The organism is Bradyrhizobium sp. CCGUVB1N3 (assembly GCF_024199925.1).
GTDB lineage: Bacteria > Pseudomonadota > Alphaproteobacteria > Rhizobiales > Xanthobacteraceae > Bradyrhizobium.
On record NZ_JANADR010000001.1, the window covers coordinates 5,042,319 to 5,067,239 of the forward strand.

Genomic DNA, 24,921 nt, shown 5'->3' on the forward strand with positions numbered 1-24,921 from the left:
CGCGCGCGGCCGATGTCAGGCCGCGCGCGCCGAGCGATGTGCGAGGACTTCGTTCAGTTCTGCATCAGCTGCTTCGCGTTGTCGGGCGTGATCGCGGTGGTCGGCACGGTCACCACGGTCGGCACCTTCTCGGCGCAATCGAGCAGAACCGACTTCGCCATCTCGATCGCCTCCGGGCCTCCGGTCGGATAGGTGAAGGTTGCCGCCCACTCGCCTTCCGCAACTGCGCGGATGCCGCCGGCAGGCCCGGGCAAGCCATCGGTCCCGAGGATCTTCACTTGATCGAGCTTACCGGCGCCCTTCGCCGCGAGACGCGCACCGGCGGCCATCATGTCGTTGCTCGCATAAACGGCCTTGATGTTCGGATGGGCCTGGAGCATCGCGGCGAACGCGGTCTGCGCCTTGTCCGGCAGCCAGTCGGCGGCCTGCTCGGCGACGACCTGGACCTTTGGATTGTCCTTCACGCCGGACTTGAAGCCGTTGAGCCGTTCGACGGCGGGCGTCGAGCTTGGCAGGCCCTGGAGCACCGCCACTTCGCCGCCTTGCGGCAGGAGCTTGTCAGCGACGTATTTGCCCGCCTCCTCGGCGATCTTGAAATTATCCCCGCCGATGAAGGCCGTATATTCCTTGCCGGCCTCGCCGACCGTCTTGCGGTCGAGCTCGATGACGGGAATGCCGGCCTTCATGGCCCGCGCGACGACCGGCGTCAGAGGCGCGGCCTCGAACGGTGAGATCAGGATCAGGTCGACCTTCTGGGTGATGAAATTGTCCATCTGCGAGGTCTGCGTGTTCACGTTGCCGGCGCCGTCGGCAATCTGCAGCTTGAATTGCGGCACTTTCTTCGCCGCAGCGGTCAGCTGGTCGTTGACGTGCTGGCGGTAGGGCTCGGCATTATTGGCCTGCGAGAAGCCGATGACGAACTCCCCGGTCTTACTGCACTCCTTGACCAGCGGCGCCGCCTGCGCTGCACCAGCGACGAGCGTCGCCGTGCCGGCGCCCAGCACCAGATTGGACCAGAACCTTGCCTTCCTAGATGCGCGTCGCATGATTTCACTCCCCTGTTTGCTTCGAACATTCCGCCACTGACGAGCGGTCTCCTCCCGGCGGGGCTTCGCCGCCCGGTCTTTACGTCGCCATTGGGGTCAACGACCCAATCCCTCGCGGCGACGAACGAGAGATTGAAGAACCGCGGCCACGACGATGATCGCGCCGGTCGCGAGCAGTTGCAGGGCCGCATTGATGTTGTTGAGCTGGAGGATGTTGGCCAACGCGCCGAGCATGATCGCACCTGCGATCGTACCGATCATCGAGCCTGCGCCGCCGAACAGGCTGGTGCCGCCGATGACCACCGCCGCGATCGCGGTCAATTCATAGCCCGTGCCGTCGTTGGCGCTGCCGAAATTGAACTGGCCGGCGTGGACGATGCCGGCAATGGCCGACACCAGACCCGTGATCGCGTAGACCGAGATCTTGACCAGCGTGACCGGCACGCCGGACAGCCGTGCCGCCCGCTCATTGCCGCCGACCGCGAAGACGTAGCGGCCAAAGCGCGTGAAGTTCAGCACGAAGGTGGCCACGATCGCGACGACGAGAAACACCAGTGTCGCGACCGGAACCGTGTTGTTGAACAGACGATCGCCCAGCACCGAGAAAATCGGCGGCGCAAGACCCGGACCATTGCCGTAGGAGATGTTGATGTACTGGTTGTTGGAGATCACCAGCGCCAGGCCGCGCGCGACCTGCAGGCCCGCCAGCGTCACGATGAACGCCTCGAGGCGGAAGCGGGTCGAGATCGCGCCTTGCGTGCAACCGAACAGGGCGCCGCAGGTCATCACGAACAAGAGGGTCGGAACGAGCCCCCAGCCCCAGGTCGTCATGATCGTGGCGGTGAGCACGCTGCACAGGCTGAGCAGCGCGCCGACCGACAGATCGATCCCCGCGGTGATGATGACGAAGGTCATGCCGACGGCGATGATGCCCGTCTCGGAAATCGCCCGTACGATGTTCGCGATGTTGTCCGGCGCCACGAACAGGATGGAGCCGTGCCGCCGCGGCGAGAAGATGATGCCGCCGATCGCAACAAGGATGAGGCCAATGACGCTCTGAAAGCGGACCGCGATGGCGAAGAAGTCGAGACGGCGTGCCCGTGCGGGCTGCACGCGCGTGGATTTCACGAGTGTTGCGGCGTCATTCATCGCTGTCATCCTGACTGGATTCGGCTACCGCAAGGATGTCGTCCTCTGCGGCACCACCGGGAAACTCGGCAACCGTACGCCCGCCCCGCAGCACGACGATGCGATCGCAGAGGCCGATCAGTTCCGGCATTTCGCTGGAGGCGACGAGAATGCCGACGCCTTGCGCGGCGAGTTCGCGAATCCTGGCGTAGATTTCGCCCTTCGCGCCGACATCCACGCCGCGCGTCGGCTCGTCGAGCAGAAGCAGGCGCGGCTCACCAAGCACCTCCTTGGCAAGCGCGACCTTCTGCTGGTTGCCTCCGGAGAGGGCGCCGACCGCGAGCTCCGGCCGCGGCGGCCGCACGTCGAACGCCTTGATCGCTTGACCGGCAAGCCTGGCCTGGCGCGCTTGCGACATCAGAAAGAACGGCGACACGCGCCGTAGCACCGAGGCGACGAGATTGCGTTCGACGCTGTCGCGCAGCATCAGGCCGGCGCCCCGGCGATCGTCACTGACAAAGGCGACGCCGGCGCGGCGAGCCTCCGGAATCGAGGTCAGCCTCGCCGGCCGTTCCTCGACCTCGACGCGGCCCGACCAGGCGCCGGGACCGCCCGCGCCATAGAGCGCGGAGAGCAACTCGGTCCGTCCTGCTCCCATGATGCCGGCGAGCCCGACGACCTCGCCGGCGCGCACCTCGAGCGAGACCTCGCGCGGCGCGCGCCAACCGGCCCGATCCCGGCGCGGGCGCCAGGCGGCCCGCTCCAGATGCAGCACACGGCGGCCGAATGCGCCGCTGCGGCGCGGATAGAGCTCCGTCAACGGCCGTCCGACGAGTAACGCCACCAGATCGGATTGCGGCGCAGCCGGCGGCGCCGTCCCTGCGATCCTGCCGTCGCGCAGGACCGTCACGCGGTCGGCGACGCGCGGAACCTCTTCCAGCCGATGCGAGATGTAGACGATGCCGACACCGCGCCTTGCGATGTCGCGCATCACATGAAACAGCCGCTGCACCTCTGCGGCGGTCAACGCGGCCGTCGGCTCGTCCATCACGAGTATCCGCGACGCGTAGGTCAGGGCCTTGGCGATCGCGACGATCTGCCGCCGACCGACCGACAATTCACCGACCGGCTGATCGACGTCCACATCGAAGCCGATCTCGCCAAGCCTTGCCCGCGCCGCGCGGCGCATCGCGCCGCCATCGAGCACGCCTGCCCGCGTCAATTCCCGGCCGAGGAACAGGTTGGCAGTCACATCGAGGCTCGGGACGAGATCGAGCTCCTGAAAGATCGTCGCGACGCCGGCGGCCTGCGCGGTACGTGGATCGGTGAAGCGGACGGCGGCCCCGTCGATGCGGATCTCGCCCTGATCCGGCGCGATGACGCCGGAGAGAACATTCATCAGGGTCGACTTGCCCGCGCCGTTCTCGCCAAGCAGCGCGTGGATTTCCCCGCTCTTGAGATCGAAATCGACGCCGCGCAGCGCCTGTGCACCGCCAAAGCTCTTGACGATGCCACGCATGGCGAGCAGCGGGGTCTGGGCGCCGGTATTCATTGCGGCCTCCCGCAGGATTCGCGCTCGATGATAACAGCGTCGAGTTGAATGGTGCGCCGCGCCCCTTGCGGAGCGGCAATGCGCTCCATGAGCAGGAAGGCGGCGCGCCGGCCGATCTCCGCGCAGGGCTGCGCGACCAGCGTCAGGCGCGGCTCGAAGCAATCGGCCCATTCGAAGTCGTCGAAGCCGACGACCGAGATGTCTTTCGGCACCCGCAATCCGCGCCTGTGGATCGCTTTCATGATGCCGATCGTCGCGAGATTGTTGCCGCCGACCAGCGCGGTCGGCGGCTGATCGAGATCAAGCAGCCGCTCCGTGGCCTGCATCGCGCTGGTCGTCGTCGCGCTGCCGGTGACGAGAAGGCGTTCGTCGATCACGTCGCCGGCGCCGGCCAGACCCTCGCGATAGCCGGCAATACGCTCGAGCGTGGTCGCGAATCCGGGATTGCCGCCGACATAGCCGATACGGCGATGACCGAGCGCGGCGACCCGCGCGACGAGATTGCGCATCGCCTCGCGGTTGTTGATGCCGACCTGATCGAAGGCGGGATCGGGCATGCGATCGACAAGCACACAGGGCAGCCCGACGTCGCGCAGATAGGCCAGCGCGCGACGCCCGGGATCGGGGCTGGGCGCGAGAATGATGCCGTCGACGCGCCGCTGATGCAGCGCCATGACGACGTCGAGCTCACGGCCCGGGTCATCCTCGGTGTCGGACAGAAACACCATCATGCCGAGGCGCGCGCACTCGGTTTCGATCGCACAGATGATGTCGCTGAAATAGGGATTGGAAATCGAGGAGATGGCGATGCCGACCGAGCGGGTCGAAGCGGCCTTCAGGCTCCGCGCCATGATGTTGGGACGGTAGCTCAAGGAGGTGATCGCCGCTTCCACCGCGCGCGCCGTGTCCGGCGCGACCCGCCGCGTGCCGTTTACGACATGCGAAACGGTCGAGACCGAAACGCCCGCTTTGCGGGCTACATCGGCGATGGTCGCCACGTCCCCTCCCGTGCCTGGATCTTGTTGAGCGATCCAAATTCTCAGGGATTATGGCATACGAAAACGTTTGCGCAATCGTTTTTCTGGCTTTTTATGAAATCGTCCGCGAGGGATGGCCTCCAACCCTTCGCATTGCGTGCGCCCGCGCGACGGCTCAACGGCAGAGCGGTTGAACCTGCCGGCGCTAGCGGCCGGCGTGGTCGTGCTGTTCGCGGTGATGCCGACCGGCGCGAACGCAAAATTGGCGCCCGGTGTTACGATTTTGCCTTTGCACGCGAAGGTAGCTACCCTGCCCTGAGGCGTGTTGGAGGAGGCGGATATGGGACATCGCGAAGACATGCTCGACGTCATCAGAAGCGCTTACGCGGCGCGCGGTCGCGGCGACGCAAACGGCCTCGTGGCAGCTTTTCATCGCGAGGGTGTGTTCACCTTGGTCGGCGACAACAGCGCGCTCGAACTGACCGGAAGCGCTCAGGGGCACCCAACCTTGCAAGCGGCTTTCGGTCAATTCATCGCCAATTTCGAGTTCGTGGAGCGCGATATCCTGGACGAGTTGGTTGACGGGGAACGGGCTGCAGTACGGTCGCGCCTCCTCGTCCGATACGTTCCGACCGGGAAAACCTTCAGCACCGAGGTCCTGGATCTGTTCAGATTTCAGGATGGCAAGATCATTGAGCTGATCGAGTTTGCGGACACTGCGCAGATCAAGGCCGTGATCTCATAGCGCCAACGCTTGCTCAGGCGCATAGGTCGCCAAGCAGTTTTTCCGCTGCCGACAGCTAAAGACGAAACCAAGGCAGGGTGAGATAGACGCAAGCGATCATCGAGAGCGTAGGAATTACCCACACCCAACCCAACCAAACGTATCGCGCCGGGCCTCCGCGGAACGACGCAGCAACAAGGCCAACCATCAATGCCCCGAGTGCGGCCGTCGCAGCCCACCCGTACCAATAAATCGCCGGAGCAAGAAACCCCATCGCAGGGTCGGCCACGTCTCGTGAGTGATGCGTGCCCGCGAGCACGATGCCGAGCGACGGGAAAACGGTGAAGAGAGCAAGGTCCTTGGCAAGTGCGACCACGTAGAGGAAGGCAAACGTGGTCCCGAACGCGAATGCAAAGCGTCTGAATGGGGCTGAGGAGGTCATGAGCCGAAACCCATGATGTTGTTAGCGACGTGACCGGACAGAAAGCCCCACCAAATGATGAAGGCAAGTATCGAGGTGAGCGCCGTGCGCGTCTGAGCAGGTTCGTTGGCAAGCGGCCGTCGCCAGCAAACCCAGTAGGCGGGCAGCAACGCCAACCCGATTGCTGCGAAATGTTCCTTGAGGTCGAAGAAGCCGAGGACATGCCAGTGACCCGCACGCTCTAATTCGGGCCTGACATCCACACGGAAATAAAGGTAAATGATCCCGCCCAGCAGCGTGGAAACGGCATACAGGACTACCACGGCGTTGGCGAACGAGGCCGACGGTATGGAACGAAAGCGGCCAAAGAACGAGCCGGGTCGCGCGTCCGCCGACCCCCATGCCGCTAAAGTCTGGTGTGTTATCGCGCCAAGCAGTGCGACCGCGACCAAGCCGTGAATGATCAGAATAGCTGTCGCCAGAACCTCACTCCCGTAAACACTGGCATCCTGCTCACCTAAAGAGTTCCTCAGTCCCGAATGGCTCTGCCGACCACGGCCGGAAGCGATTGAGGGTGAATTTCGTCTTCTGGCCGGGTTCAACGTCCACCAGCACGTAGTTGTACTCCTCTTGCGGAGGCTGGCCCTTCCAGTAAAGGTCCTGGGGATAGTCAGCGGCCACCTTGATGCTGGTTCGCCCCGGCAGGATTGGGTCTTGTTCTGCGCCCCCACCGCCCAACATCAGATACCTTACGCCATCTACGTCGTAGATTTCCGTGGTGTGGACGTGCCCGTTCAATACGACCACCTCCATGTCCTTGGCATACGACGCAATCACCTTGTGCGGGTTATCGGGAGCCGGGATCGGGCCTAAGCCTGACCGCGCAAACACGGGATAATGGAAGACGATAAACGCCTTCCGAATGCCATTGGCCTTCGCCTCGTCCATCCACTTTTGAAGCTGGGTCATCTGCTCGGCATATTTTGGCCGATCAGCGTCCCACAGCGACGGCGAACGGTAATCGTACTTGCCACTCCAGAGATAGATGAAGCGGGTGCCCTTGAAGTCGAATTTGTAGATGAGGTTTTCCGGCGTGACGCCGAATTTTTTCAGATACGGCACAGCCGAAAGAACGCCCTCAATCTTTGGGTCGGCCCACACCTCATGATTGCCCACACTCATGAAAAAGCGCCCATCCAGACCGGCTGCGCGCATCTCGTCATCGGGCGCGGGTAGCTTCTTCAACATCGTATCATTCACGCGCTTCCAGTATGGGCTGTCACTGACGGTCAAGCCCTGATTGCCCCACCAGACGGCGTCACCGCTATTGACCACGAATTTGGCGCGACCGGATTGAACGTCCTTCACGATTTCACGGGTCACCCATTCGCCGCCCTGAAGCCGGAACATCGTCCGATGCACTCCAGGAAGCAGTTTCAAGTCTTCTACGGATGCCTCGGTGACCCAACCTTTATCTACCGTCAGGGTCATCACTTCCGTCTTGGATGCAAACGGCATGACTACCTTGATCAGGTCCTTTGTGACCGGATCGAAGATCATCTTCACATCCTTCGCTACGACGGCCTCGGCAACCTTTTCCGGCATGACCAACCCGAACATCTCGACGAAGAACTTACTGAGGTCCGGTTGTCCCTCTTTCAACGGTAGGTACATCATCGGTCGGGTATCGCCGACCGCCGCGAACGAAAAGCCGCTCCCGGTGGGAACGGGTGCTTGCGCGGTTGTTGTTTGAGCCTGCGCATTGGCAATGAGCGGCACGGAGAATGCTGGCAGAGTTGCAAGTGCGCTGAGAACAAGGCGACGACTTGCATCGTTCGGCCGGGAGTATGGCATGATGATCCCCGCTGATTGAGGGAGCGAATACGCCACCGCACCGTTCGCGGCTCATTGGCATTGTCGAGGCGGTTGCTGTCACACCCTTGAGGCAAATCAACGCTTTTGCGCCGGCTGCCCGCTTGGTTGGGTGAGTACCGCCAAACCCCAGCATTCACATTGATAAGACTTAGGAATTTTTGCTGCCTTGAATTTCGTTTGTATCAGGTTTTTGTATTCTGCGAAACTGGCCAACGGGGGGTCGTGTGCCGCGCAACCGTTACGATGAGACTTGGCATCGTTTGCTCGAATGGACGAAGGGTCAAACACCGTCAGAGCGACTGGCGGCGCAGGTTTTGATCTATGAGAAGTTCACCTCTTTAGACCCGAGCCATCCCCTTGGTGGCCCTGATGGAGGCAAAGATGCGCTGGCAAGGCGAGAAGGTCGCACCTTTGCGATGGCCGTGTATTTCCCCCGGGGACGCCAATCTTTCTCTGCCATCGCGTCCAAGTTTCGATCTGATCTCGCAGGGGCGATAAAGTCTGGAGCGGACGGCATCGCGTTTGTCACCAATCAGGAATTGACACTCGGCGAACGTGAAGAACTGGCAGAAACTGCCGGGACGATGGTCACCGAGCTTTTTCATCTGGAGCGGCTCACTACCATCCTCGATGATCCGTCGATGGCCAAGGTTCGCGAGCAGTTCTTGGACATAGCGGCCGATCAAGCGCCTCCTCTTCAGCTCGGCGGTATTGGCGGTTTAGCTCTCGGCTCTGGCGGAGGCGGTGGAGCGGCAATAGGCGGCAATGCGTCTGGCGGGGCCGGTGGACCAGGCGGCAACATAACGTTCCTCGAAGGTAGTCCAGGACAGGCACCCGGTGCCGGTGGCGGGGGAGCGGGCGTGGTCGGCGAGGGAGCCATCGGAGGAGAAGGTGGCGGCGGCGGAGAAATCGTTCAGGGAGTTTTCGGCCCTGAAGAACTCGGCGGAGTTCATCACCTTCAATTTCACGTTGGGGATGGCGGCAAGGGCGGCCCCGGCGAAGACACCATCGTCAACCTTTGCGCGGAGGACGGTACTGTTCTGCGTCAAATCCGGGCCAAGGGCGGCAAAGCGGGCTCAGCGCCCTACTGTCCGCAATCAAGTAGAATGCCTACGCAAGACGATTTGGATGCAGGTTTGAAGGTTACGGGGATGCTGGCGGCTGAATTCGTTCGGTCGCGCGACGGCTTGTGGACGGTCGTTGAAGGTGGTTGGGACTGGATACAGGTAACGATAGTCCCATTTCGTCAACCGCTGCCTCTCTTTGTCGAGTTGGAGACTGGCACGATAGATCCACCCGGCACCAACCTTGAGCTCACTCTAGTCGTCCTGCGTCCCGATGGCTTCGAGGCCTTCAAGGAGAGCCAGATCATTAGAGTGGAGGACGGCCTAGTTAGGCGTTCGCGTTTCGCCAGAGCTTTGGAGCTTGTTGGTTCTCAAGGAGGGATTTGGCATGCGCAGGTGAGAGCGGGTCAGAAGGTGATTGGCGACTTTCCAATTGAAGTGCGGCTTCCCGAAACAACAGCTGACGTTGCGCATGCAACCGAGAAGTAATGGTCCCGTTATCCGCGTCTCGACCTCGGCGGACCACTCGGCAAGCTGCTTCTTCGCTTCATGCTTTGCCGTCTGACCGGGTATCCGAAGCTGTGCTTCCCATCGCACGCCGTGCAGGCGCTCGTACTCATCTCGCACATCTGCCGGGATGCCTTTTCGAGCAAACCACTCGCCATTTTTCGCTCGACTTAACCCGACCATCCGCAATGCCATTTGTTGCGCCTTTTGTATTTTAGGCGGCGCAAATACGTCAGGTCTATCAGTAAGATGCTGGAGATGCGGGGCAATTCAACTGCGCTGGTACAGTTGGGTGGGCTCGAACCACCGACCTCCTGTTCCACAGACAGTATCTTGCCGCCGCCGCATTTGCGAGCCACCACGCCTGAATTCTATTAATATAGATATTTCAATAAAATAGATCACCACCACCACGCTGTCATTCGCCTCGTTTTGCGCTACCGTGGTAGCTATTTGGTAGCTAGCGGCACGAACGGGAGTTCGCATGGCATCGGCAAGTATCACGATCAGGGCTGTGCAGGGCCTCGCCCCGGGTGAAGCCATCTGGGATGCGGGTCATAAGGAGGCGGTGCGCGGCTTTGGCGTACGGCGTCAGCGCGACCAAGCGACCTATGTCCTCAAGTACCGGTTGTTCGGCCGCCAGCGGTTCTTCACGATCGGACCGCACGGGTCGCCCTGGACGCCTGAGAAGGCGCGCCGGGAAGCCAAGCGATTACTGGGACTGGTCGCGGACGGGAAGGACCCGGCAGACACCAAAGCAGAGGCCAACCTCCAAGCGGCCGACACACTCCGCAAGGTTACGGACGAATACCTCGGCGTTGCAAAGAAGAAGCAGCGACCCCGGACGTACTCCGAGACCGAACGCTACTTGTTGATCGCGTGGAAGCCCTTGCACTCAATCTCGGTGTTCAAGATCACCCGCCGCCATGTTGCGGCGCGAGTCGCTGATGTTGCAGCGCAGCAAGGGGCGGTCTCCGCCGCTCGCGCTCGGACAGCCCTATCCACACTGTTCAATTGGGCCATTCGAGAGGGCCTCGACATTCCGGGAAACCCGGTCCTCGGCACCAACCGCCCCGATCAGCCGACGTCCCGAGACCGGGTGCTATCCGATGCAGAACTAGCCGAGGTTTGGCGGGCATGTGGTGATGACGACTACGGACTTATAGTGCGCTTGCTGATCCTGACAGCTCAGAGACGGGACGAGGTCGGGGGAATGCAATGGCCCGAGCTCGACGCAGCAGCCGAGCGTTGGAACCTCCCCAGCGCTCGGACCAAGAACCACCGTGAGCACGTACTGCCACTCGTCCCAGCTGCCTTGGCTCTGTTACCGTCCCGCCGGGATGATCGCGACTGGGTCTTTGGTGATGGTCCTCGCCGAAAGGGCGACAAACACCGTGGGTTCTCCGGCTGGTCGAAATCAAAGGCCGCGCTTGATAGGCGCATTCTTGCCGCGCGGCAGACGGTAGATGAGGACGCTAAGCCCCTACCCCATTGGACCGTACATGATCTCCGTCGCACGGCTGCAACCGTGATGGCGGATCGGTTGGGCGTCTTGCCGCATGTCATAGAAGCGATCTTGAACCACGTGAGTGGCCACCGAGCAGGCGTGGCCGGGATTTACAATCGGGCTCGTTACGAAACCGAAATGCGAGATGCGCTGGAGCGCTGGACTGAACACCTAGCTTGGATTGTGCCGCAATGCGGTGCTCTATCGGCAGGCCCGCCACCCAACGAGCCAAGTGGCTAATTCCGTTCACCGGAAGCGCTCCATCACTCGCGATCGCGGAACGGAGATAGGTTCAAATCATGGAGACGTAACACCGATTTCTGCGGAATGGGGTCGCAAACCTGGAATCGTCGGAACCGGTGGTTTAGGGTGCTCGGAACAACAGATTTCTGCAGTTGGTCGAATGCGAAGTCCCGAGGTTCGCTGCTCGATGGCTGGACTTTCCTGTGAACCGCAGCAAACGAGACAGAGCGCACCGAAAGCAGAGCCAACCACGGTTAGACTAGGCGACCGAAACGACGTTTATTGGGTGGCGAGCCAGGACATCGCGCAGAGTCTGGAACACCTCGGAGAGTGCGACAATATCTCTTGCCGCGCCAAGGCAGATGCGGGTTGCGCTGGGATCCTCCTCGCCGACCGCGGACGCGATGCGTGGGATCACAAGTATGCCACGACCTCGGGCGGTGGCAGTTCGTTTCTCGAAGCATTGTTGTGGATCGCACGCACGGCAGCCCGTGGAGAGACCTTCCGCCAGTTATATCCAGCCAGGGAGGCATTTCACCGCGCGCCAGCAGCGCTGTCGTGCATGGTTTCCAGTCTCAGCCCCGGTGTCTCGTCCGAAAACCGCCCCCAGCTTAGCCGCATTGCCTGCGACCATGACGTTGGTGGCCTCGTGTCCGTTCAGGACCCGCGCGCTAGCGACGGAGTCCAATCGCCCGGTTCGGGTTTCCGCATTAGGTAGCTGACAACCATGTCGACGAGATGGGCCTGCCGGCGCTCGATATTCTCGGGCGCCCCCAGCTTTCGCTTGAAGAGGATGGATAGCGTGTGCTGGTTCGACAGATAGAAGTATCCCAGAGCGGACATAGAGATGTACAGCTCGACAGGATCGACGCCTTGGCGAAAGATTCCCTGCTGGACCCCGGCTTGCAGAATTTCGCGCAGGTTTTCCGATAGCTTGTCGTACATCGTCCGGATGATCGTTGATTTAACAATGTGCTTGGCGCGATGCAGGTTCTCGGTATTCAGGATCACGATGACGTCAGGCTCTTCGACAAAGACCCGAAAAGTGTTCTCGCACAAGCGGATCATCGCATTGAGTGGATCGAGGCCATTGACTGACACGTCGCTCTGACGCCTGCGCAAAGTCTCATAGGTCCGCTCGAGAATGCGGATGTAGAGATCCTCTTTGCTGCGAAAATAGTGGTAGAGCAGATTCTTGCTGATCTTGGCCCGCTCCACGATGGCGTCGACACGGGCGCCATCGAATCCGCGGCGTGCGAACTCGACCTGCGCTGCCGCGAGGATCTTTTCCTGCGTTCGGATCGAATCTCGGATAGCGGGTTTTTCCGCCATCTGCCCTCCATCGTTTCAACCGACAGTGCGCTCAGCACGGAGCCTTCTGTCGTTCACCGACCAGCGGCGCGCAGCGGTCGACCGCCACGGCAACTGTTTCGTCACCATCACGAAGCCACCAGTCGAACTTGGAAAACAGTTCGATCTCGAACGGCCCGTCGTAACCCATCTCGTCGAGAACCGCTCGGTAAGCCCCAAAGTCGACTACACCATCGCCGACCATGCCTCTGTCATGGTATACATCGCGCGTCGGCACAAGCCAGTCGCCCAGATGGAACGTCAGGATATTTTCCGGCCCCGCCTGGCGCAGCCCCGGCACGAATTCCGGATCCCACCAGCAGTGATAGGTGTCGGCGACGATTCCTGTTCCTTGGCCAAGCCTGCGGCAAATGTCGAGGCACTGAGCAAAGGTGTTCAGACAGGAGCGGTCTGCGGCATACATCGGGTGCAGGGGCTCGATGCCCAAAACCACACCGACCTCCAGCGCATAGGGTAAGAGCTGTTCGAGCGCACCAAGGACCCGCGACCGCGCCGCGGGCAGATCCTTTTCACCGGTCGCAAGGCTCCCGGGAACGACAACCAGGGCCGTTGCCCCGATCTCGGCGGCCGCATCGAGACGCCTGCGGTTCTCCGCGACGGCGGCATCAAAGCCGGCGCGATCCGCAATATTGACCCAGGCGCTCGTGCAAAGGCTGGGCACGAACAGACCAGCATCGCGGATCAGCCTTGCGCCCTGACGAACGCCACAGGCATCCAGGTATTCCATCCAGACACCGATGCCGGCGACGCCCTGTCGGGCATAGCCGTTCACGGCTTGCTCGAGGGTCCAGTCCCGTGTCGTGATCTGATTGATCGCGAAACGACGCAAGTCAGCCATCATGCCATCTCCGTCTGCAGGTTGCGCAGGTCGGCGGTTGCCTTTTGGTCGATGCGACCGTCCTTGATCACGACGCGGTAGTATTCGCTGGCGAATTCCGGTGTGATCTTGCCATCAAGCGCGTCGTCCAGCACCGCTTCCAGCGGGCGCTTCATCGGGTTGCCGTAGCCGCCCCCGCCCGCCTGCTCATGACGGATGACATCTCCACGCGAAACGTTACGCGTCACCTTGCTATCCAGCAGCTCGAACTTGCTGCCGTCGACGCTGAGCAAGTTGCGCGAAGCCGCTCCCTCGTTGCCGCCGAAAAGCCCGTAGGGACGATGGTGGTAACGGTCCGAGCGCAGCTGCATGACCGCGTCTTCGGCCAGAAGGCGGTACTGCCGGACCACGCCGAGCCCGCCGCGACGCTCGCCGGCGCCGCAGGAGTCGGCGCGCAGGGCATACTCCTCGATCCGGATCGGATAGGTCGATTCCATCAGCTCGACCGGCATGTTCGACATGTTCTGCGAGGGATTGGTGATCGCGTCGATGCCGTCCTTGGTGGCGCGCGCTCCCAGCGCGCCATTGATCATGTCCACCATGACGAACGGCAGCCGCGTCACCTTGTCATAGCCGCCAAGGCAGACGACCGAGTTTCCACCCTCGCCCGCCGCCGCAACACGTTCGGGAACGATCTGAGCCAGGGCGCCCAGCACCGCGTCGACGACACGATAGCCGGTCAACGCGCGTGCCGCGACAGGTGCCGGGAAGTGTGGGTTCAACAACGTACCGAGCGGTGCCGATACGTCGATCGCACGGTAGACGCCGGAGTTGTTCGGCACCTCGGCGTCGAGAACGCAGCGGATCGCCAGATAGCTCGCGGACTTCACGAACGACAGCGTCGAGTTGATCGCGCCCTTCACCTGAGGCGAACTGCCGTTGAAGTCGACATCGAGGTGGTCGCCCTTCACGGTAATCGCCACCTTGATCGGGATCGGCGCCTCATCGAACCCGTCACCGTCGATGTAATCGGTGAACTCGTAGCGCCCGTCGGGCCAGTTTGCGATCTCGTTCCGGGTCAGACGCTCGCCATAGTCCAGGAAATCTCCCAGGAAGCGGTTGAACGCAGGTGCGCCATATTTGTCGACGATGCGCAACAATTCTCGCTCGCCCATGGCGCAGGTTGCGAGTTGCGCCTCGAGATCGCCGATCACCAGATCCGGCAGGCGAACGTTCCGCCCAATGATCTCGAAAACGATCTCGTTGCGTACGCCACGATCATAAAGCTTGAGCGGCGGAAGACGCAGGCCTTCCTGGAAAATCTCCGTCGAGTCGCTCGCATTGGAGCCGGGCACGCGGCCGCCGACGTCGCAGTGATGGCAGATCACCACCGAAAAGCCGATCTGCTCGTCGCCATGGAAGATCGGCTTGAACATGAAGATGTCCGGCAGATGCATGCCGCCCTCGTACGGATCGTTGAAGATGATCACGTCGCCGGGGTGCAGATCGCCGCCGAAGCGCTTCAGCAGCGCATCCATGGCGTCCGGGACTGCGCCCAGATGCAGCGCCACGGTCTTCGCCTGCGCGAGGATACGGCCCTTGGCATCGCACATCGTTGTCGAGTAATCGAGAACGTCGCGGACGATGGGCGAACGGGCCGTTCGCATCACCGTGTAGGCCATGTCATCGACAATGGATTCGACGGCACTTTTCAGAACAGCGAAGGTGATCGGATCGTGAGCGGAAATCTCGGCCATGGCTTCGTTCCTCAGGAAAGGCGAATATGGAGGTTCAGGAAGTCGTCACGCTCGACGCTCGCCATGGGCGGCACGACGACGGTGCTGTCGTTGGCTTCCAGGATAACCGGACCGATCAGCTTGCGCGGCGAACGGGTGCGGTCGTAGATCGGCGTATCGATCCAGCCCTCGGCCTTGCCGTAGTAAACCTTGCGGCGCGAAACGGGCCCTGCCTCTTCAGATCCGACCGCCGACAGCTGGCGAAAGTCCAGGCGGCCCTGGCGCAGGCCACGGCCGGTCATCCGGATGCTGACGACTTCGACGGCATCCGAGGAGACGTAGCTGTAGATCGAACGATAGGTCTCGAGGAACGCGGTTCGCACCGCCTCGGGATCGAAGGGCTCCGCGAACGGGATGGCCAGCGACATTTCCTGTCCACGGAAACGCATGTTGGCCTCGGGCAGGAGCTCCATCGCGTCCTCGGGGATGCCTTCCTCGCGCAGGTTGGCAACGGCCTGCCGGCGCAACTCGTCGGTCACGGCCGCGAAATTATCGAGATCGACCGTCTCCACGACGCCGCCGATCGGAGCCGTGAAATAGCGTTCGACGTCTCCCGACAGCATGCCCATTGCCGTGAACACACCGGGGGTCGCAGGGATCAGCAGGCTGGTCATCGACAGGAGCGAGGCGATGGCGGCGGCATGGACGGGACCGGAGCCTCCGATGGCCACCAGTGTGAAGTCACGTGGGTCGACGCCCCGCTCCACGGTCACCGCACGAATGGCGCGCGCCATGTTCGCGTTGACTACTTCGCGCACGCCATAGGCCGCCTCGCTGGCGCTGAGGCCAAGCTGGCTGCCGATCTGGTCGGCGATGGCTGCCTCGGCGGCCGCCTTCGACAACCGCCTCGCACCACCCGCGAGCTCTTCCGGCAGATAGCCCAACACCAGGTTGGAATCGGTTACGGTGGCCCTGTTGCCACCGAGGCCGTAGCAGGCCGGACCGGGATCGGCGCCGGCAGAAACGGGTCCTACCCGGATCAGTCCCGCACTGTCGAGCGCCGCGATCGATCCAGCACCGCTGCCGACTTCGGCAACGTCGACGGTCGGAACGCTCATCATGTACCCGCCGGCCTTGATGAAGCGACTGGGCGTCGAAATTCCCGCCCGGAATTCATACTCGCTGACCCGGCTCAATTCGCCCTCACGCACCAGCGACGCTGAAGCCGTGGTGCCTCCCATATCGAAAATGACGAGGTTTTTCTGGGCCAATGCCTCGCCCAGACGCGCCCCGCCGACGGCTCCCGCGGCGCGGCCCGAGGAAATGAAGAACACCGGCTTCGCACAGGCCGTCTCGGCCGAGGCGAGCGCGCCGTTCGAGTTGCTGACCAATAGCGGTGCATCGATGCCGAGGCTTTTGATGCCGGCCTGCAGGCGCTCGAGATAGGCGGCCAGCACGGGACCGACATAGGCATTCACAACCGTTGTGCTGGTCCGCTCGTATTCCTTCGCCTCCGGCAGCACCGAGACCGACGTCGTGATCTGGACGGCAGGAAAGCGCTTGCGGATCAGCGCCTCAGCGCGCTGCTCGTGGGCGGGATTGCGATAGCTGTTGAGCAGGCAGATCGCGATGGATTCGGTGCCCGCCTCGACCAGCATGGCAGCCGCGGCAATGACGCCGGCCTCGTCGAGCGGCTCGATGACGCTGCCGTCGGCAGCGATCCGCTCCCTGACCTCGAGGCGGTAGCGGCGCGGGATGAGCGGCAGCGGCTTGTCCCACTGCAGGTCGAACATGTTGGGCGTGCGCAGCCGCCCGATCTCCAGCACATCGCGGAAGCCGGCGGTCGTGATCAGGCCGGCCCTGGCGCCCACCTTCTGAAGCAGCGTGTTCGATCCGACGGTCGTGCCATGCACGATCTCACGGACGTCGCCGACGGATATCCGCGCGTCCGACACGAGATGCGAGATGCCGGTGATGACGGCCTCCTCGGGCGCGCCGGGCGTCGAGGGAACCTTGGCGTGATGTAGGCGACCATCGCCCTCGATCATCACCAGATCCGTGAACGTCCCCCCAATGTCGACACCGATCCGCGCGGTCCTGATCGCCGAAGTCGCCATGCAAACCATCCTTGTTGAACTAATTGGTTAGTTCTGTATCACGCCGCGAACAGAGCCGGCAACGTAATTTTTTGGCATTTTATGCCTGAAATTCAGACTTTTCGATCTCGGCTCTTGCTTGTTATCTAACTAATAGTACTATTCTCCTTTGAACCAATAAGGGCGGATGGCCAACACGGCCCACTTCTGGAGAGGACAAATGAGAAATATGCGACTTCTGTCATCGGCCGCTTTTGCGATGCTTTTGGCCCTTGCCGGGCCCGCCCTTGCAAACGAGAAGCTGACGGTGCGGCTAGACTTCTCGCCCTGGGGCAGTCACGCAGCGATGCACCTCGCACAACAAAAGAGCTGGTTCAAAGAGGCTGGACTTGATGTCGATGTGCAGGACGGCCGGGGCTCCGCTAACACCCTGCAGCTCGTGAACGCGGGCCAAGCAGATGTCGGACAAATTCAGCTCGGCCTCGTGCCCGCGGCCCGCCACGGCGGCGCCAAGGTCAGGGCGATCGCGGGGTTCGACAGGCGCACGGACCTGTGTGTGCTCGTCGACAAGGACGCGCCGATCCGGAAGATCGAAGACCTCAAGGGCAAGAAGCTTGTCGTTTTCGCCGCCAGCCCATGGGCGCCCTATATCGACACGTTCCTCGCCGCCGGAGGGCTCGACCGCAACAACACGACGATCGAATTCGTCGATGCCGCGGCGCTGTGGGGCACCTACACGTCGCGACGCGCCGACGGGCTGATGTCGACTGTCGCTTCCGCCCTGCCGCTCGCGCAGGCGACCCGGCCGTCAAAATGCCTGACCTCCGACATAGCGGACCTCTATTTCCCGAGCTACGGGCTGATCGCCTCCGACGCAACGATCCAGAAGCGCGGCGACACGCTGAAGAAGCTGATCGAGGTCGAACAGCGCGCATGGGCCGAGATCGCCAAGGATCCCGACCTCGGCGTCAAAGCCATGCTCGCCGAGCGTCCAGACGCAATGCTGAAGCCCGACGTCCTGCGCGAGCAGATCAAGCTGACCCTCGAATACTTCAACACGCCAGCGACCGAAGGAAAGCCGATTGGCTGGCAGGCGACCGAGGACTGGAACGCCGCGCTGAAGGGCATGGAGCGCGCCGGCGTCGTGCCCGCGGGCTGGAAGGCCAGCGACTATTTCACCAACGATCTGGTCCCGCGCTGACGAGGTCGCCATGAACATGATAGCCAACAGGATCGCCGATAACTATCTGCAGGTCAGAGGCGCGGGGAAAACCTACCCCTCCAAGCATGGCCCGGTCGTTGCGCTCAGCGACATCAACCTGGATGTGCGCCTCGGCCAGTTCAACAGCATCGTTGGTCCGAGCGGCTGCGGCAAGAGCACGTTGCTCAAATGCATCGCCGGACTGGAGACAATCACCTCCGGCAGCATCAATGTGTCGGGCAAGCCTCTGATCGGTCCGCCGGATCGCATGGGCGTGGTGTTCCAACGTGACGTGCTTCTGGATTGGCGCACCATTCTGGACAACGTGCTGCTGCAGGCTGAATTTCTTGGCCACCCGCGCGAGCAGTACCGCGGCCGCGCCCTGCAGCTCCTGGAGCGCTTTGGCCTCAAGGGCTACGAGAAGCGACATCCGTGGGAGCTGTCGGGCGGCATGCGTCAACGCGCCTCGATCTGCCGCGCCCTGCTATGCGACCCCGACCTGCTCCTGATGGACGAGCCCTTTGGCGCGCTGGACGCGATGACCCGCGACGATCTCAATGTCGAGCTCGCGCGCATCTGGCAGGGCACCAACAAGACCGTCATTTTCATCACGCATTCCATCTCGGAGGCCGTGTTTCTCGCCGACCGGGTGGTGATGATGTCGCGCGGACCGGGCCGCATCGTCGACATGTTCGATGTCGATCTACCCCGCCCCCGCCCGCTCTCCGTGCGCGAGACCGATGCATTCGGTGTTTATGCCCAGCGTATTCGCCACCACTTCGCCGAACTGGGAGTGCTTCACGAATGACAAGCAGTTTCATCGCAAAATTCATGCGCGACAGTCGATCACTGGACATCGTCCTCGTCCTGATCGGCTCGATCCTGCTCTGGGAGGCGGTCGTGCGCATCTTCGATCCGCCCGCCATCATCCTGCCCGCGCCCTCCGCGATCTGGGCGGCGTTCTTGCAAAGTCCATGGATATTTATCCGTAATATGCTCTACACCCTGTCGACGACAGCCATCGCCTTCGCGATCTCCGTCGGATTGGGCGTGATTCTTGCTGTCGGCATCGTCCAGTCGCGGTTTCTCGAGCGCACGGTCTATACGCTGCTAATCGCTGTGAACTCGGTGCCTAAGGTGGCGCTGGCACCACTGTTCGTCATTTGGCTGGGGACCGGTGTCTCGTCGCAACTGGCGGTGGCGGTGATGCTGGCGATCTTCCCGATTGTCATCAATACCGTGCTGGGCTTGCGCTCCGTCGACCCGGATATGCTGAATCTCGCCAAAGCAACCCGGGCCTCAAAGTTCGACATCATCTATAAGATACGAATACCCAACGCCCTGCCTTCACTGTTCTCGGGTATGAAGGTTGGCATTTCCTTCGCGCTGGTCGGAGCGATTGTCGGCGAGTTCGTGGCCGGTGGGCGAGGCTTGGGATTCCTGGTGCTGACAGCCCAGGGGCAGTTCGACACAACGCGCGTCTTCGTCTCCCTGGTGCTGCTCGGCGTGATGGGCACCATCCTGTTCTACGCCGTCGATGTCATGGAGCGCATCGCCCTGCCCTGGCATACGTCGCAGCGCCAGCCGACAACCTGATCACGGAACGGGAGGGACGCATGCATCCCTCCCTCGTACCCGCCATCGAAAGCGATCCACGATGTCCTCTCCCAATCTGCTGACCGCTGGAGGGTTGGCCACACCGTTCAAGTCGATTGCCGTCGACGAAGCGCTTGGTATTCTCAACGTCCACTTCGGTGTCACCGGCACGCTCGATCGCTTGGCAACCGAAAAGGACGACACCTTCCGTCTGGCAACGCCCGCGGGAGAGCGCTTCATCGTGAAGTTCTCCAACCCGGATGAGGACCCGAATGAGTTGGCGCTTCAGTCGGACTTGCTCGATCACCTGGCAAGACACGACGGCGGCCTTCCGACGCCCCGCGTGGTGCGCGATCGCGATGCTGCGACCTTCTTCACGCACATCGATCGCCATGGCCAGCCACGTCTGGTGCGCATGCTGACGTATCTGGAGGGCACTCCGCTCGACCGCGTCGACGAAACGGCCGCCGATCGCGCCCGGGTCGGCGCGGTGCTTGCGAAGCTGCGTCTGGCCATGGCCGACTTCAGTCATCCATACGACGGGCGCGAGATTGCCTGGGACGTCCAGCATCTGCCGAAGCTCGCCTATCTTCTGGGCGGCATTCGCGGTCCCGAGCAGCGTAGGATGCTGGAACGCGGTCTCCAACGCTTTCACGAGATCGAGGACCTACTCAAGCGGTGCCGCCGTCAGGTCCTGCATAACGATTTCAGCCGCTCGAACATCGTCACCGATCGCGCCAACGCCAATTTCGTCACGGGCGTGATCGATTTCGGAGACGCCGTGCGAACTTATATCGCCGTCGACGTCTCGACTGCGTTGTTGAACCAGCTCGACGCTGAAGGCGACGACGCGATGTTCGATGCCGGACGCGACCTTCTGGCAGGCTATCTGTCTGTCGCTGGCCTGACAAGCACCGAGCTGGAAGTCCTGCCACACCTCGTCATGGCTCGCGTAATCGCGCGCGCGCTGATCACCACATGGCGCGCTGAACAATTCCCAGACAATGCCCGCTACATCATGCGCAACACCCACCAGGGCTGGAAGCAGCTGCACTACTTCCTCGAGCGGTCGCGCGACCACATCAGCGAGACATTCGCTGGCGCGCCCCAAAGCATCCGCCTGGAAAGCATCTGAAAGGAAGCACGATCATGAATGCGCCCACCAAGCCCAAGGTCAATGTCGGGATGGTCAACGGCTTCGACCCCAACAACATGGACGGTCTTGACGCCGCACTTCAGGACAAGATCCGCCAGCGCCGCGAGCTGCTGGGACCAGCCTACCGGCTGATGTACGCCGAGCCCGTCCAGATCAGCCGCGGCCTCGGTACGAAGATGTGGGATGCGCAGGGCAACGAATACCTCGACGCTTACAACAACGTCGTATCGGTCGGCCACTGCAACCCGCGCGTCGTCGAAGCGGTCCATCGTCAGATGCAGACGCTCTGTACCCATACGCGCTACGTGCAGGACGGTATCCTCGAATTTGCCGCCGAGATCATTCCGACGTTCGGCGCGCCGATCGAACACATCATGTTCACCTGCACCGGCTCGGAGGCCAACGATCTGGCGTTGCGCATCGCCATGCACCAGACCGGCCGCAAGGGCATCATCATCACGTCCGAGGCCTACACGGGGAATTCGTTCCTAACAGCAGGGCTGTCCCCGTCGCTTGGCAAGAACTCCCCGTTGGGGACCTGGGTCCGCAGGATCCCTGCGCCCGATTCCTACCGCCTGCCCGCGGGCCAAGTTGCCGAGCTTCTCGTTCGCCAGGTCGCACACGAGATCACGGAGCTTGAACGGCGGGGTGAAGGGATCGCCGCCTTCATCGCGGACTCGCTCTTCTCATCCGACGGGATCTACGCCAATCCCACGAATATCCTGCAGCCGATCACCGAGCTCGTGCACAAGGCCGGCGGCGTCGTCATCGCCGACGAAGTGCAGGCCGGCTTCGGTCGCTCGGGCGACAAGCTGTGGGGCTTCCAGCGCCATGGCCAGACGCCGGATATCGTCACCATGGGCAAGCCGATGGGCAATGGCTTCCCAGTCGCGGCCGTGGCGGTCCACGGAGAGGTCATCGAGCGCTTCGGCAACGAAATGCGTTATTTCAATACGTTTGGCGGCAATAGCGTGGCCATCGCGGCGGCAAAGGCAACGTTTGATGTCATCCGTGAGGATAATCTGCAGCACAATGCCGCGCGCATCGGCGCCATGATTCAGAAGGGTCTCCGGGAGATCGCGGCCAACGATGAGCGCATCGGGGACGTCCGCGGCGCTGGACTTTATGTCGCGGCGGAGTTCGTGAAGGATCGAGGCACGAAGGAACCCGACTCGGCAACCGCGCTCGCCGTGGTCGATGGCCTGCGCAAACGTCGCGTGCTGATCTCGGCGACCGGCTATCATGCGAACTGCTTGAAAATTCGTCCTCCTCTCGTCTTCTCGGAGAGCGATGCCGATCGCCTGTTGACCGAAACGCGCGCCGTTTTGAGGAGCATCTGACCTACTCTCAAAGAGCGGCGCAATCGAGCCGCTAGACTAGCGAAGCTTTGCAAAAGGAGCTTCTTCGCATCCACCTTGATACGCGGGGGGCCAGCACGCAGACAGTCGCGCCCGTGCTGGCGCCCGCGGGAAGCCTGGGTTTTGGGTACCTCGCTTTCGCAAGAATCGTTGGTTGCGGGGAGGCGCAGCACCCGATTGTTGCGATTGATGGAACGGGAGATCCCTAAGCTTGTCGCATAAGCGGGGTCCGACCGGGGCGCTGATTAAGAGACAGCCACAGGTTAAGACAAATCAATGACTTACCGGTCGCACCCCTAGACTTATCAGGCTGAAAATGGGCATTCGTCGCACGATCATGATGCCTCGGGTTGGGCGATAAGGGCACTATACCACTTACGCGAAGCGGGTTGCTGCAGCCCGCGCCTTAGTTGTCAACCCGTGCATACGCAGACAACGTCATTCGTCCTCGGCCACCATGGCTGTGGCGCTTCGGTCGCCGAGAGACTCGTGGCAGGCGATGACTTCAAGAAAAGCACTAGCGCGTACGATTGGTTGGGCCCAGGATTTACTTCTGGGAGTCCAATCCGGTCCGGGGAATTCAGTTCGCTGAAGAACTAAAATCAAGCGCCAGAGGCCGAAGAAGGATACGTAAGCCCGCGGTCGTAGGGGCGGCCATTGATCTCGGGCAGTGTTTGGATCTGACTACGGCTGCAGGTATCGCTCAGCTTGGCCGCAGAGAAGCAGCGACTACTGGCCGAAGCGGCAATCGCCCTGACTATCTCTGGGAGATCGGTAGCGGAGAGAATTGGATGGCGTACCATCTGGCCGCGCTGCTAACACTTCATGGTGTGTTCCTGACGCGCGGCACGACCAATCCAGGAACTTCCTTGTGATCGATCAGCCCAGCCAAGTCTATTTTCCGAGCGACACATTCGCTGCGTTCATCAAGGGTGAGCAGGCCGCAGGCGGGCAGGATCAACGGCCTTGACGTCGCAGGCATCTGACAGACATTGAGAGTACCGAACGCATCTTCTCCAGCCTCGCGCGCGCCCATCGAAGCTTTGAGGGTCGCGTTTAGATTATCGTTCTAGATCATGCAGACCGAAATGCTTGGGGTAAAGTGGATGGTGTGGTCGGAGTTGCCAATTGGCGCGATGACGAGGACTTCCTTTTCCCGGCCTCGTGGATTTCTCCACAGTCTCAGGACCCAGAGGAGACTGACAAGGACAACTGATATGACGCCGCATAGCCGTCCAGACCCAAACCTGTACTTCGCGACATGTTCGATGTGCATTCCGACAAACGTCTTTTGACGCTTGCATTGAACCTCCAAGTCAATTTCCTGTTGTCGGAACAGCGAAGCAAATTTCGAGCAACGTTGGGAAAACGTGATGACGATCATCGATGGATCGTCACGGGCCCGCTACATGGTTAGATTCACGGCAAGCCGTCCTTCACGGGCCCGGATGCGCGCTTAGGATAGCGTCCGAGACGACCTCATCTGGAACGATACTCGGTGAGGCGTTGCTCGTCACTCTCCCGGCCCACGCAACGCAATTGCGCCCGGCGGCCTTTGCTTCATATAGCGCACGATCTGCCTCTTCCAACAATAGATGAGGATCACCAGCAAACGTATCCCACCAAGCCAGTCCTGCACTGATACTTACGCTGCATCCCGGCAAGCCGGGATGAGGCAGGTCAACACTGGAGACCGCCGCCCGCAATTCCTCGCAAACACGCTCCAGTTCAATGGCCGTGATTGAGGGAGCTATCGCAGCGAATTCCTCGCCACCGTACCTAGCAATCGAAATGCCTTCTCTATCCGCCTTGCAAGCGAGTGCCTGCGCCACCGTCCGAAGGCAGACGTCGCCAGCAATATGCCCGGCCGAATCGTTATACTTCTTGAAGTGGTCGACATCCATCAGGATAGCGCCGACACTCTTACATTCTTTCTCCGCGCACAGACGTGCGGCTTCTGCCTCGAAATAGCGACGGTTTGGAAGCCCGGTCAATGCGTCTGTGTTGGAGATGCGCAGAAGCTCTCGATTCACCAGACTCAATTCGGTCGCCGCATATTCGTAGCGGAGCGCTTCCAGGAATCGTCGCCGCCGATCAATCTCGTTCTTTCGGATCACCAGGAGCACCGTCAGGGACGCCGCGGTACCGATAATCGTATCGCTGACGAATGAACTCGAATCCGTTCCGAAGAGTAGTGGCAGGGTTGGGTGCAAGATGGCCGCAGAAATGCAGGTAACAAGTCCCGCAGGAAACGACATTGGTACAGCCGCGAGACATATGGCAAATACCATGATCGCGGCGAGCATATAGTTCTCCATCATCGCTGGCGGCGCTGACGCTCCCGCGAATTCGATGACAGCCATGGTCGATATGATCGCGGCGCCATAGGCGAAGCTGATCTGCAAGGCGTTGCGGGAACGCAACCCGCAGACCGCGACGCCAGCGCAAAAGAGTGCGACCAGACAACGCCAATGCCAAGCCGCAGCAAAAACCTCGACGCTATTTGAACGGTCAAAGCCAATTGCGGCAAGCATCAGAACTCCGCA

Annotated in this window: 22 protein-coding genes; 10 read left to right on the forward strand and 12 right to left on the reverse strand. The window is 61.6% G+C overall.

The genetic code is table 11. The annotated features are described in order from the left end of the window. Nucleotides 1-53 precede the first annotated feature (53 nt). The 4 genes from NLM33_RS24130 to NLM33_RS24145 all read right to left on the reverse strand — a co-directional run bounded on the left by NLM33_RS24130 (nt 54) and on the right by NLM33_RS24145 (nt 4,724). Complete coding sequence (locus NLM33_RS24130; RefSeq protein WP_254099401.1) at nt 54-1,046, reverse strand: substrate-binding domain-containing protein; 993 nt, start codon at nt 1,044-1,046, stop codon at nt 54-56. 96 nt (nt 1,047-1,142) lie between these two features. Then, on the reverse strand, nt 1,143-2,195 hold the full coding sequence (locus tag NLM33_RS24135; RefSeq protein ID WP_254099403.1) for an ABC transporter permease: 1,053 nt from the start codon (nt 2,193-2,195) through the stop codon (nt 1,143-1,145). Further along, nucleotides 2,188-3,726 (reverse strand): sugar ABC transporter ATP-binding protein, encoded by a 1,539-nt coding sequence (locus NLM33_RS24140; protein WP_254099405.1) that lies wholly within the window; start codon nt 3,724-3,726, stop codon nt 2,188-2,190. Before NLM33_RS24140 ends, NLM33_RS24135 begins: the two co-directional genes overlap by 8 nt. Next, nucleotides 3,723-4,724, reverse strand: a complete 1,002-nt coding sequence (locus NLM33_RS24145; RefSeq protein WP_254099407.1) for a LacI family DNA-binding transcriptional regulator — start codon at nt 4,722-4,724, stop codon at nt 3,723-3,725. The genes NLM33_RS24140 and NLM33_RS24145 overlap by 4 nt, the downstream gene beginning before the upstream one ends. Before the next feature lie 319 nt (nt 4,725-5,043). On the opposite strand from NLM33_RS24145, the gene NLM33_RS24150 reads away from it, so the two are divergent. Continuing rightward, nucleotides 5,044-5,448 carry a nuclear transport factor 2 family protein gene (locus NLM33_RS24150; RefSeq protein ID WP_254099409.1) on the forward strand — a complete coding sequence of 135 codons (405 nt, stop codon included), beginning with the start codon at nt 5,044-5,046 and terminating at the stop codon, nt 5,446-5,448. A 55-nt stretch (nt 5,449-5,503) separates the two neighbouring features. Here the strand turns inward: NLM33_RS24150 and NLM33_RS24155 are convergent, their stop codons facing one another. From NLM33_RS24155 to NLM33_RS24165, 3 genes are all read right to left on the reverse strand, one after another. Continuing rightward, a complete protein-coding gene (locus tag NLM33_RS24155) occupies nt 5,504-5,869 on the reverse strand; it encodes a DUF1446 domain-containing protein (protein WP_254099410.1) in 366 nt (121 codons plus the stop codon). Beyond that, nucleotides 5,866-6,300, reverse strand: coding sequence for a hypothetical protein (locus NLM33_RS24160; RefSeq protein ID WP_254099412.1), 435 nt, complete (start codon nt 6,298-6,300; stop codon nt 5,866-5,868). Before NLM33_RS24160 ends, NLM33_RS24155 begins: the two co-directional genes overlap by 4 nt. 61 nt (nt 6,301-6,361) lie before the next feature. Continuing rightward, complete coding sequence (locus NLM33_RS24165; RefSeq protein WP_254099414.1) at nt 6,362-7,702, reverse strand: metallophosphoesterase; 1,341 nt, start codon at nt 7,700-7,702, stop codon at nt 6,362-6,364. A gap of 245 nt (nt 7,703-7,947) precedes the next feature. Here NLM33_RS24165 and NLM33_RS24170 point away from each other — a divergent pair, with 245 nt between their 5' ends. Beyond that, complete coding sequence (locus tag NLM33_RS24170) at nt 7,948-9,276, forward strand: hypothetical protein (protein ID WP_254099416.1); 1,329 nt, start codon at nt 7,948-7,950, stop codon at nt 9,274-9,276. A 502-nt stretch (nt 9,277-9,778) separates the two neighbouring features. Further along, nucleotides 9,779-11,041 (forward strand): site-specific integrase, encoded by a 1,263-nt coding sequence (locus tag NLM33_RS24175; RefSeq protein WP_254099418.1) that lies wholly within the window; start codon nt 9,779-9,781, stop codon nt 11,039-11,041. A 660-nt stretch (nt 11,042-11,701) separates the two neighbouring features. Here the strand turns inward: NLM33_RS24175 and NLM33_RS24180 are convergent. From NLM33_RS24180 to NLM33_RS24195, 4 genes are read right to left on the reverse strand one after another with little or no spacing between them, the layout of a single operon-like run. After that, on the reverse strand, nt 11,702-12,376 hold the full coding sequence (locus tag NLM33_RS24180; protein WP_254099427.1) for a TetR/AcrR family transcriptional regulator: 675 nt from the start codon (nt 12,374-12,376) through the stop codon (nt 11,702-11,704). A gap of 31 nt (nt 12,377-12,407) precedes the next feature. Then, nucleotides 12,408-13,253, reverse strand: coding sequence for a sugar phosphate isomerase/epimerase (locus NLM33_RS24185; protein WP_254099429.1), 846 nt, complete (start codon nt 13,251-13,253; stop codon nt 12,408-12,410). Next, nucleotides 13,253-14,989 carry a hydantoinase B/oxoprolinase family protein gene (locus NLM33_RS24190; protein WP_254099431.1) on the reverse strand — a complete coding sequence of 579 codons (1,737 nt, stop codon included), beginning with the start codon at nt 14,987-14,989 and terminating at the stop codon, nt 13,253-13,255. The genes NLM33_RS24185 and NLM33_RS24190 overlap by 1 nt, the downstream gene beginning before the upstream one ends. Nucleotides 14,990-15,000: 11 nt before the next feature. Further along, complete coding sequence (locus NLM33_RS24195; RefSeq protein WP_254099434.1) at nt 15,001-17,085, reverse strand: hydantoinase/oxoprolinase family protein; 2,085 nt, start codon at nt 17,083-17,085, stop codon at nt 15,001-15,003. Between the two features lie 199 nt (nt 17,086-17,284). Here NLM33_RS24195 and NLM33_RS24200 point away from each other — a divergent pair, with 199 nt between their 5' ends. The 7 genes from NLM33_RS24200 (at nt 17,285) to NLM33_RS24230 (ending at nt 23,345) form a co-directional block, all read left to right on the forward strand. Beyond that, a complete protein-coding gene (locus tag NLM33_RS24200; RefSeq protein ID WP_254099436.1) occupies nt 17,285-18,265 on the forward strand; it encodes an ABC transporter substrate-binding protein in 981 nt (326 codons plus the stop codon). Nucleotides 18,266-18,275: 10 nt separating this feature from the next. Next, nucleotides 18,276-19,073, forward strand: coding sequence for an ABC transporter ATP-binding protein (locus NLM33_RS24205; protein WP_254099438.1), 798 nt, complete (start codon nt 18,276-18,278; stop codon nt 19,071-19,073). Next, nucleotides 19,070-19,861 carry an ABC transporter permease gene (locus NLM33_RS24210; protein ID WP_254099440.1) on the forward strand — a complete coding sequence of 264 codons (792 nt, stop codon included), beginning with the start codon at nt 19,070-19,072 and terminating at the stop codon, nt 19,859-19,861. Before NLM33_RS24205 ends, NLM33_RS24210 begins: the two co-directional genes overlap by 4 nt. A 61-nt stretch (nt 19,862-19,922) precedes the next feature. Further along, nucleotides 19,923-20,996 (forward strand): phosphotransferase, encoded by a 1,074-nt coding sequence (locus tag NLM33_RS24215; RefSeq protein WP_254099448.1) that lies wholly within the window; start codon nt 19,923-19,925, stop codon nt 20,994-20,996. Between the two features lie 14 nt (nt 20,997-21,010). Beyond that, entirely contained in the window at nt 21,011-22,357 is a 1,347-nt protein-coding gene (locus NLM33_RS24220; RefSeq protein ID WP_254099450.1) for an aspartate aminotransferase family protein, read from the forward strand. Nucleotides 22,358-23,049: 692 nt separating this feature from the next. Then, a complete protein-coding gene (locus tag NLM33_RS24225; protein ID WP_254099452.1) occupies nt 23,050-23,250 on the forward strand; it encodes a DUF3732 domain-containing protein in 201 nt (66 codons plus the stop codon). Next, complete coding sequence (locus NLM33_RS24230) at nt 23,247-23,345, forward strand: hypothetical protein (protein ID WP_254099454.1); 99 nt, start codon at nt 23,247-23,249, stop codon at nt 23,343-23,345. The genes NLM33_RS24225 and NLM33_RS24230 overlap by 4 nt, the downstream gene beginning before the upstream one ends. A 466-nt stretch (nt 23,346-23,811) precedes the next feature. On the opposite strand, the gene NLM33_RS24235 is transcribed toward NLM33_RS24230, so the two are convergent. Beyond that, on the reverse strand, nt 23,812-24,909 hold the full coding sequence (locus tag NLM33_RS24235; protein WP_254099456.1) for a GGDEF domain-containing protein: 1,098 nt from the start codon (nt 24,907-24,909) through the stop codon (nt 23,812-23,814). Nucleotides 24,910-24,921 lie beyond the last annotated feature (12 nt).

What these genes read in the sequence shown, in the direction of transcription:
- NLM33_RS24130 (WP_254099401.1), bottom strand. Translation starts at nt 1,046, where the DNA reads ATGCGACGCGCATCTAGGAAGGCAAGGTTCTGGTCCAATCTGGTGCTG.
- NLM33_RS24135 (WP_254099403.1), bottom strand. Translation starts at nt 2,195, where the DNA reads ATGAATGACGCCGCAACACTCGTGAAATCCACGCGCGTGCAGCCCGCA.
- NLM33_RS24140 (WP_254099405.1), bottom strand. Translation starts at nt 3,726, where the DNA reads ATGAATACCGGCGCCCAGACCCCGCTGCTCGCCATGCGTGGCATCGTC.
- NLM33_RS24150 (WP_254099409.1), top strand. Translation starts at nt 5,044, where the DNA reads ATGGGACATCGCGAAGACATGCTCGACGTCATCAGAAGCGCTTACGCG.
- NLM33_RS24155 (WP_254099410.1), bottom strand. Translation starts at nt 5,869, where the DNA reads ATGACCTCCTCAGCCCCATTCAGACGCTTTGCATTCGCGTTCGGGACC.
- NLM33_RS24165 (WP_254099414.1), bottom strand. Translation starts at nt 7,702, where the DNA reads ATGCCATACTCCCGGCCGAACGATGCAAGTCGTCGCCTTGTTCTCAGC.
- NLM33_RS24175 (WP_254099418.1), top strand. Translation starts at nt 9,779, where the DNA reads ATGGCATCGGCAAGTATCACGATCAGGGCTGTGCAGGGCCTCGCCCCG.
- NLM33_RS24180 (WP_254099427.1), bottom strand. Translation starts at nt 12,376, where the DNA reads ATGGCGGAAAAACCCGCTATCCGAGATTCGATCCGAACGCAGGAAAAG.
- NLM33_RS24185 (WP_254099429.1), bottom strand. Translation starts at nt 13,253, where the DNA reads ATGGCTGACTTGCGTCGTTTCGCGATCAATCAGATCACGACACGGGAC.
- NLM33_RS24190 (WP_254099431.1), bottom strand. Translation starts at nt 14,989, where the DNA reads ATGGCCGAGATTTCCGCTCACGATCCGATCACCTTCGCTGTTCTGAAA.
- NLM33_RS24195 (WP_254099434.1), bottom strand. Translation starts at nt 17,085, where the DNA reads ATGGCGACTTCGGCGATCAGGACCGCGCGGATCGGTGTCGACATTGGG.
- NLM33_RS24200 (WP_254099436.1), top strand. Translation starts at nt 17,285, where the DNA reads ATGAGAAATATGCGACTTCTGTCATCGGCCGCTTTTGCGATGCTTTTG.
- NLM33_RS24205 (WP_254099438.1), top strand. Translation starts at nt 18,276, where the DNA reads ATGAACATGATAGCCAACAGGATCGCCGATAACTATCTGCAGGTCAGA.
- NLM33_RS24210 (WP_254099440.1), top strand. Translation starts at nt 19,070, where the DNA reads ATGACAAGCAGTTTCATCGCAAAATTCATGCGCGACAGTCGATCACTG.
- NLM33_RS24215 (WP_254099448.1), top strand. Translation starts at nt 19,923, where the DNA reads ATGTCCTCTCCCAATCTGCTGACCGCTGGAGGGTTGGCCACACCGTTC.
- NLM33_RS24220 (WP_254099450.1), top strand. Translation starts at nt 21,011, where the DNA reads ATGAATGCGCCCACCAAGCCCAAGGTCAATGTCGGGATGGTCAACGGC.
- NLM33_RS24235 (WP_254099456.1), bottom strand. Translation starts at nt 24,909, where the DNA reads ATGCTTGCCGCAATTGGCTTTGACCGTTCAAATAGCGTCGAGGTTTTT.